Here is a 7,059-nt window from a genome sequence, read left to right as displayed (position 1 = left end):
ATATCGCCGTCTCTTGCTGGCCGGCAGCCAGGAAGAAGTAGAAGAAATCCGGGAAGAAATCCGGGATCGTTTCGGCCCTCTGCCCCAGGCAGTGGATAACTTCTTGCAAATAGCCGTACTGCGCCTCCTGGCCCGGGACAAAGAGATAAAGTCCCTGCGCCGCAAAGGCCGGCATATAGAGATACAGACCCTGCAGCGCTTGCCCAGCAACCTTTCCGACCAGTTGCGGGGCATCAAGAGACTCAATGACCACACCCTGATAATCCAAAAACATGAAAACAGCTCACTCCCGGCCCTGGCCGAGATACTGCAAATGATCTAATAGAGCGGAAGACGGAAGACGGAAGACGGATGTCGGAGGGCGGTATCCCAGAGGTCTGGTTAATATTTATTCCCATCCCCAAACTTCTTGTCAGGTATCATGTAAACCGCTGCGCAGGGTTTATTACCTTGACAATATCTGGAAGAATGGAGATTGGGGGGAGAAAGGGTTTTAATTTCTGCAAATCCTGATTTTCAGGGCAAGCGTCCCTTGGACAAACTGGCAGCGATAAAGATTATTGTAGGATAAAGGAGGTTGACGATTATGGTAAAAAAGGGAATGTTGTGAAGCCGGGTAGTGATATAGTTCAAATCGCTGGGATACATATAGGCATTAAATACCATAAGACACAATCCCAGGGGAAGAATTAAAGGCCGAGGATTTTCCAGCCGCAGGAGTTCTTTCAGGTTTAAAACCAGACCTTGATAATAGACGGTCAGGGCGGTAAAGCCGACAATGAACCAGAGGATAAAGAAAAAAAGCTCCACCCGCCGAAATTCACCAAAGCCAGTCAGGCGATTCACTTTCAAAAGAGGAAAACGGGATATCTCAGCCAATTCCTGCCCCAGAATGGATATCACCTGCAGATCTTCAAAGACCAGTATCGCCACCGCCAGCAAGTACCAGCCTATAAAAGCCTTTTTCTTTTCTTTTAACCCCTGTACCAGCGGAAAAAAGAAAGCCAGGATTACCAGTTGCGCGAAGGGCCAGTCAGCCACAAAAAAGATACCGGAAAACAAAGGCTTCCATTCTGGCCAAAGCGGTTTCAGTTCACTCAAATCCATTATCGGAAAAGAAGCAATAATCCCCAGCAGGAAAAAAAAGAGGATAAGGCCGATAAATAATTCACACAAACGACCGAGCATAGCAGGACCCTGGTAGATACAGTAAGCCGCAGTGAAGAGCACCAGTGAGCGGAGGATAAAGCCACAAATAGCGGGGTAAATAAGACCCAGCAAGAAGCATAGATTGTAAAGCAAGCCCTGGGCAATGAGAAACAGACTGATAAAGAATAGGATATTTAGGATGGAGCCAGCAATTTTCCCCAGGGCCAGTTCGCTAATGCGGGTAATACTCAAAGCAGGAAAGCGGGTGAAGAGAGCCAGTAGTAGCAGCAGAATATAGAGACCAGATAGAGAACCTAAAAGGCAGGCCATCCAGGCCGACTGCCCGGCCACTATTTCCGGTATAAAAACCAGTGAACTGCCGGTTATAAAAAGAAAGATCATGAAAGTAATCTGTTGGGGGGAAAGAGTTTTAGCTCCCATTGCCAGTCTCCTTTCGCCTGCTCGCCTTCGCCTGGTGTTGCATCCATGCTTCGCCAACGCGCGCTTTGTATATTTATGCAACCCTTATGCAACAAAAGGGGTTTTTGCAGTGGAGTCATATTTATAACTTTTTGCAGTGACATCAATCTGTGAAAATCATAATAAATCTGCGTGAATCACCGTCTACAATAACCCCCTGTAATACCCCCATTTTCATCGGTGCTTGTACTCTCGCTCCCGGCCAGGAATATTTTCATGGGTAAATTCTGTTATCCCTCATATAGTTTCCAATAAATCAGAAAGCGGTTTCAGTTTCGCAAAAATAGCCGCCGGGTTAGGCATCAAGTGCCAACCCTGCACCAGATCTATAGTGTAGATGAGGGCCAGGAGAAAGAGCAATACTGCCCAGCAGTATTCAGTCCCCAGGGAGTTTTTCAGCCAGGAATGCCCTTCCAGCAGTAAAAAAAGAAGAAAAAATAAGACTATGCTTAGAATCAGGTTGTAATACATCATTTGTTTTCCTCCATAACCCGGGCTATCAATAGATTTTGCCAGGTTCAGCAGCGTGGTAATACATTCATTATTGCCTTCTTCCTTAACCCCTCACATCCCGCACCCCTCACTTTTTTACACTTCTAGCGAAAACGGAAGCTTTTTTGGCTAAGCATGCTGCTCACTATCAGAGTTTCCACCTCAATATCACTTTCCCATGTTGGAAAAATATCGTCCCAGTTAGCGGAGCAGCTCTCCCAAAATTGGGGCTCGTGTTTTTGCAAAATATAACCCCAGCCCAGAATATCACTGCCCAACAGTTGTGATTTTTTGATACAAGCGGAAATCTCCTCTTTTATTTCCTGGGCCGCTAGTCTTTCCAGTTCCTCTTTCCCCGATAAGGTTAGGAGCTCACCGGTTTTGCTTTTTTCATAGAAGACTAGCTCAGCCTGGATGGCAATTTTCATTTTTAGCTGATCCTCTTCCAGCTTCGGGGTAGTTTGGCTGGCAAATTGCTTAACTTCCAGGCTTACCAACTCGCCAGGATTTTGGGGAGATCCCAGGTCTATTATCCCCCCATTGAAACTGCGAGCATGCATCCAGCGGTAACCCCGGCTTTCTCTTTCATTTAGCGCTCCCACCATTTGACGCCCTTTAAATACGGCCGTGCCGTTGATGAACACTTTTTTTTCTTCTATACTCACCTGGGGAATAACCGGTTCAATTCCTGGGGTGCTTAATTTACTGATAAATTCATGCACATTGGTGGGAACATAGATGCCCAGTTGCTTTTCCTGCAGGTCCAGGATGGTTTCCAGACCCTTGCCGGAATAGGGACTTAAAGGCATAGGAACCGACAAGAGATCCTCCGGAGTGCAGCCCTTGCTCAATACTAGATTGACCGTAGGGCGGAGATTGCGGTTGCGCAGCAGGAAATCCACCAATAAAGCCAGATCCTCCCAGGCCAACTCTTCCCCGATTACAAAGGTACTGATCGAGGACCATTCGGGAAAGCGGGATAAGGAGAGCATAAAGCGGCGGGCCGCATCCGCTACCCCCGAACCGCTGGCTGACAATACTACGGTGGTTGAAGTCTGGGTCCCGCTTTCGCTGGGGGCACTGGGCTTTACCATCTGGCCGGAAAAGATAAATTTTCCTTCCCGGGAAAGCTCTACTCCAGCACCGGTACAAACGCTGGAATTATTAAGTTCCCGTATGTCCCAGCAGGCGCTGCAGCTGGGAAGAAGAAACAAAACGATAAGTATAAGCAGGAGTCGGGGCATGATTACCTCCTTATCAAGGCATAAGAACATCGATCCAGGGTGCAAAAGGATTGAAAAGAAGCCAGTCGTAAAACTGGCTGAGGGAAAGGTAAATTCCCAGAACCAGAACTACGGTGAACAGGCCCAGTTCCCGGTACATTTTCTCCCGAAGCAGCCCGGGAACTTCGATATAGATTATGGCAAGATAAATCGCAATCAAAAGCCATATCATGGGATAAAGCTCCTTTCTTGCTGACCCCTGTCCTTGGTTCAGCGTTAATATCTGCTTGATACGCCGGCAAGCTGTTTAAGCCTAATATGAAAATTGAATTCTTGACGCAGATGGACGCTGATTTTTATGATTAATGCTGATATTAATCTGCGCAAATCAGCGTGCAATAATTCCCTGTAATACCCCCATTTTCATTGGTGGTTGTAGCCTTCACCCTTCACCCTTCGGGCACTTCTGGTGCTCCATCCTGCGGGTGTCGCTATTAAGGTTGCGGCCATGGGGGCTAGTACTTTCCGGGTTACTGAAACTTGAAGGATTTGTCGGCCAAATAACTTCGCCGCAGGGAAAAACGCACCTTTACCTGCTTATCCACTGTGGGAAAAAGCTCGTCCCAATTACCCTCCATCTCCCCCCATTGTTGGGGATAATTCTGTTTTATCATCTGGCCCCAGCCAAAAACATCACTATTCAATTCTTGCGCCTTATTAATAGAGAGGAGAATCTGCCGCTTGATTTCCTGATTGGCCAGTTCCTCAATTTCTCGAAACCTTTCCCTGGTAAAAAATTCTCCGGCTTCGTTTTGTTCGTAAAAATTCCCCTCCGCTTTTATCTCAATGCGCATAATTATATTCCCTTCTGGCAAATTCGGGGTAATTTTTGCCTGGGAGCGGGATAATTCCAGGCTAATCTGCTTCCCGGTATGAAGCGGGGAGGGTACCAGGAAAAGACCGCCTTGGATCATCCGCGGGCTCATCCAGCGGTAGCCCCGGCTTTCCATTTCGTTGAAGGAACCTACCATTTTCCGGCCCCGGAAAACGGCCGCCCCCTCCAGAAGCAGCCGCTTACCCGTATTGCTCTCCAGGATACTAACTTGGGGGACCAGGGGTTCAATTCCCGGGCTAAGGAAGCGGAATTCCATTTCTTTAAGGTCGATAGGCACATAAATTCCCACTTGCTTTTCCTGCAAGTGCAGGATATTTTTGATGGCTATGGAGGGATGAGGCTCAATGGGCAGTTTTACTGATAGAATTTCTTCCGGAGTACTTTTACTGCTTACAAATACCGGGATGTTTTTACGAACATAGCGGTTACGGGACAAAAAATCCATAAAAAGGGCCATATCCTGACGGGCCAGCTTTTCTCCGATTATCATGGAATTGGTGTGACTCCACAAGGGATTGCGCGGCATTTCCAGTGTTATCTTGCGGGCCGCCTCCACTACGGTTGAGCCCCGCCCCGAGATTACATAAAAGTCTGGAGCGGAAGAGGATCCTGCTTGTTCAGGAACTATGGGACTGGCCAGTTCAGTACTCACCACTATTTGCTCACCGGACAGATCAACCCCCAGGCCCAGTGGAATTGAGGCTTTGTCCAATTCGGTTACCCCACAACCGGGGTTGAAGCCAAGCAGCAGTAAAAATAGAAGCAAGAATGCTTTCTTCACCTTAACTACCCTCCCGTACTTTTTCCCTGGCGCCACTGGTTTTCCATCCCTTCCAGGTAGGGGCGTTTCCGGTTTTCAAACCAGGGGCGGCGGATCAAGATATCGCTGAGCTGTTGCCAGTTGAACGGGGCCAGGGGGGCCAGGTAAGGCAGGCCCAGGGAGGATAGGGAAGCCATTCGGACAAACAACAGTATAAGAGCGATCATTATCCCCAGGAATCCCAGGAGACCGGAAGCTATAAGAAAACCAAAACGGGTGATACGGATAATAATTCCGGCATTATACGAAGGGGAAGCGAAAGAAGCGATACCAGTAGCGGCAATTATCACCACCATAGGAGTGGAAACCAGGCCCGCCCTTACTGCAGCATCACCGATAATTAACGCCCCAACGATACTGACCGCCGGGCCCACCGCCCGGGGCAGGCGCAGCCCGGCCTCGCGTAAAAGCTCAAAGGTCAGATCCAATAAAAGTGCCTCTACAAAAGCCGGAAAAGGCACTCCCTGCCGGGTGGCAGCCAGAGTCAATAACAGCGGGGTGGGCACCATTTCATGGTGATAGGTTATAACGGCCACATATAAAGAAGGGAGCAAGAGGGCTATGGCGAAAGCTCCCAGGCGCAGGAGGCGAAAAAGGGATGCGGCGATATAATTGATATAATAGTCTTCCGGGGATATCAAATACTCCAAAAAGGAAACCGGTAGGATAAGGGCCATGGGTGAGCCATCAACCATAATAGCTATCCGGCCTTCGAGAAGATAGCCGCAGAGCCGGTCCGGTTTTTCCGTATACTGCTCCTGGGTGAAAATACTTCTTTTCTCATCAGCCACGAACTCAACCAGGTAGCGGGGATCCAGGACAGCGTCAATATCTATAGCTTGAAGGCGCTTTTTCAGCTCCTCCACCATAGGGTGGGGGGCAATATGTTCAATGTAAAAAAGGGCTACATCCGTTTTGCTTAATTCACCAATAATCATATTTTCGATTTTGAAATTGCTGGACTTAATCCGGCGCCGTAATAAAGCGGTATTAAAGCGCAGGGTTTCAGAGAGACCCTCCTTGGGCCCATAGATGGTAATCTCGTTTTCCGGGGTTTGTATACCCCGGCTCTGCCAGCTGCGGGTACCCGCCACCAGCCCTGAGGAACAGCCGTCTATTAATAATACCGTATCCCCTGAACTGATGTGATGAAGAATCTCTTCAATGCTGCCCAAGGTCTTAACTTCGCTGACAGAGAGGATGCGGTATTGAACCCGCTTTAACAGCTCATCCGGGGATAAATTCCCCGAGCTATCTTCGCCGTCCTGTTCCGTCAACAGTGGTTGCAAGAGGTGTAGTGCTACTTGTTCTTTATCCACCAGCCCATCAAAATAGAGCAGCAAGCCCGGGGCAGGGGGATGGCTGGCGAGCATAAAATCCCGCATTACCACATCGGAACATCCCGCCAGCAGAATCTTTAGTTTTTCCCGATTTTCCTGTAAGACCGGAGAGAGAGCCTGCTCTACCAGTTCGCCGGGAGGGATGTCTATTTTTTCTGGCTTCTTACTTTTAATAAAGCGCATTCTTATCCCCCAAAATATTCATCTTCATTCTATTTCCTAGCTTAAACGAAAAAGAGGTAAATTATGCAGAACTTTCTGCTTTTAGGACGGGCTCAGCCAATGTTTCGGATTCAGGATAAGGTTTAAGAAGGGTTAAGAGAAAGAGCAAAAAAGGAAGCAGTATAAAGATAATTGAATATAGTAGCGGAATAATATACATGCTGACTGCCAGGAGTTCCAAAATGTTTTTACTCATCAGTATGGAAAAAACGCCAATGATGAGAGAAGAAGGAGCAGCCAAAAAGCGGTAGTCTTTTAAAGCGAAAAGCTGCTGGGCAGTGTAGCAGGCCATAAACCAGGGGATGGTAACCGAGCCGAATACGCCCATTATCCAGATGCCGATAAAGACAATATCTATATTTTGGATAAAGTCAGCAATATGTAACAAACGGATGGTAGAGAAAGTAGGGAAAGTAGCAATGTTGGACATGCTTATGT

The 7,059-nt window shown here is 47.9% G+C and carries 8 protein-coding genes; 1 reads left to right on the top strand and 7 read right to left on the bottom strand.

The window, feature by feature from the left end:
* On the top strand, nucleotides 1-322 hold a 322-nt coding region (locus PHP87_RS09860), incomplete at its 5' end, for a TRCF domain-containing protein (RefSeq protein WP_299920831.1).
* Nucleotides 323-516: 194 nt separating this feature from the next.
* On the opposite strand, the gene PHP87_RS09855 is transcribed toward PHP87_RS09860, so the two are convergent.
* The 7 genes from PHP87_RS09855 to PHP87_RS09825 all read right to left on the bottom strand — a co-directional run.
* Nucleotides 517-1,590: a GerAB/ArcD/ProY family transporter gene (locus tag PHP87_RS09855; protein ID WP_299920828.1), complete on the bottom strand. Its 1,074-nt coding sequence runs from the start codon at nucleotides 1,588-1,590 to the stop codon at nucleotides 517-519.
* Nucleotides 1,591-1,866: 276 nt separating this feature from the next.
* Nucleotides 1,867-2,103 carry a hypothetical protein gene (locus PHP87_RS09850; RefSeq protein WP_299920825.1) on the bottom strand — a complete coding sequence of 79 codons (237 nt, stop codon included), beginning with the start codon at nucleotides 2,101-2,103 and terminating at the stop codon, nucleotides 1,867-1,869.
* Nucleotides 2,104-2,225: 122 nt separating this feature from the next.
* Nucleotides 2,226-3,365 carry a Ger(x)C family spore germination protein gene (locus PHP87_RS09845; protein WP_299920822.1) on the bottom strand — a complete coding sequence of 380 codons (1,140 nt, stop codon included), beginning with the start codon at nucleotides 3,363-3,365 and terminating at the stop codon, nucleotides 2,226-2,228.
* Nucleotides 3,366-3,378: 13 nt separating this feature from the next.
* Nucleotides 3,379-3,576 (bottom strand): hypothetical protein, encoded by a 198-nt coding sequence (locus PHP87_RS09840; RefSeq protein WP_299920819.1) that lies wholly within the window; start codon nucleotides 3,574-3,576, stop codon nucleotides 3,379-3,381.
* A 298-nt stretch (nucleotides 3,577-3,874) separates the two neighbouring features.
* Entirely contained in the window at nucleotides 3,875-5,020 is a 1,146-nt protein-coding gene (locus PHP87_RS09835) for a Ger(x)C family spore germination protein (RefSeq protein WP_299920817.1), read from the bottom strand.
* Nucleotides 5,021-5,025: 5 nt separating this feature from the next.
* Nucleotides 5,026-6,582, bottom strand: coding sequence for a spore germination protein (locus PHP87_RS09830; protein WP_299920814.1), 1,557 nt, complete (start codon nucleotides 6,580-6,582; stop codon nucleotides 5,026-5,028).
* Nucleotides 6,583-6,643: 61 nt separating this feature from the next.
* The coding region (locus PHP87_RS09825) for a GerAB/ArcD/ProY family transporter (protein ID WP_299920811.1) at nucleotides 6,644-7,059 on the bottom strand (416 nt) is incomplete at its 5' end.

The sequence above is a fragment of the Syntrophomonas sp. genome (assembly GCF_028707975.1).
In the GTDB taxonomy this organism is placed as follows: domain Bacteria; phylum Bacillota; class Syntrophomonadia; order Syntrophomonadales; family Syntrophomonadaceae; genus Syntrophomonas.
The sequence above is the reverse complement of the archived record's forward strand: the minus strand, read 5'-3'. Positions and strand labels throughout refer to the sequence as shown.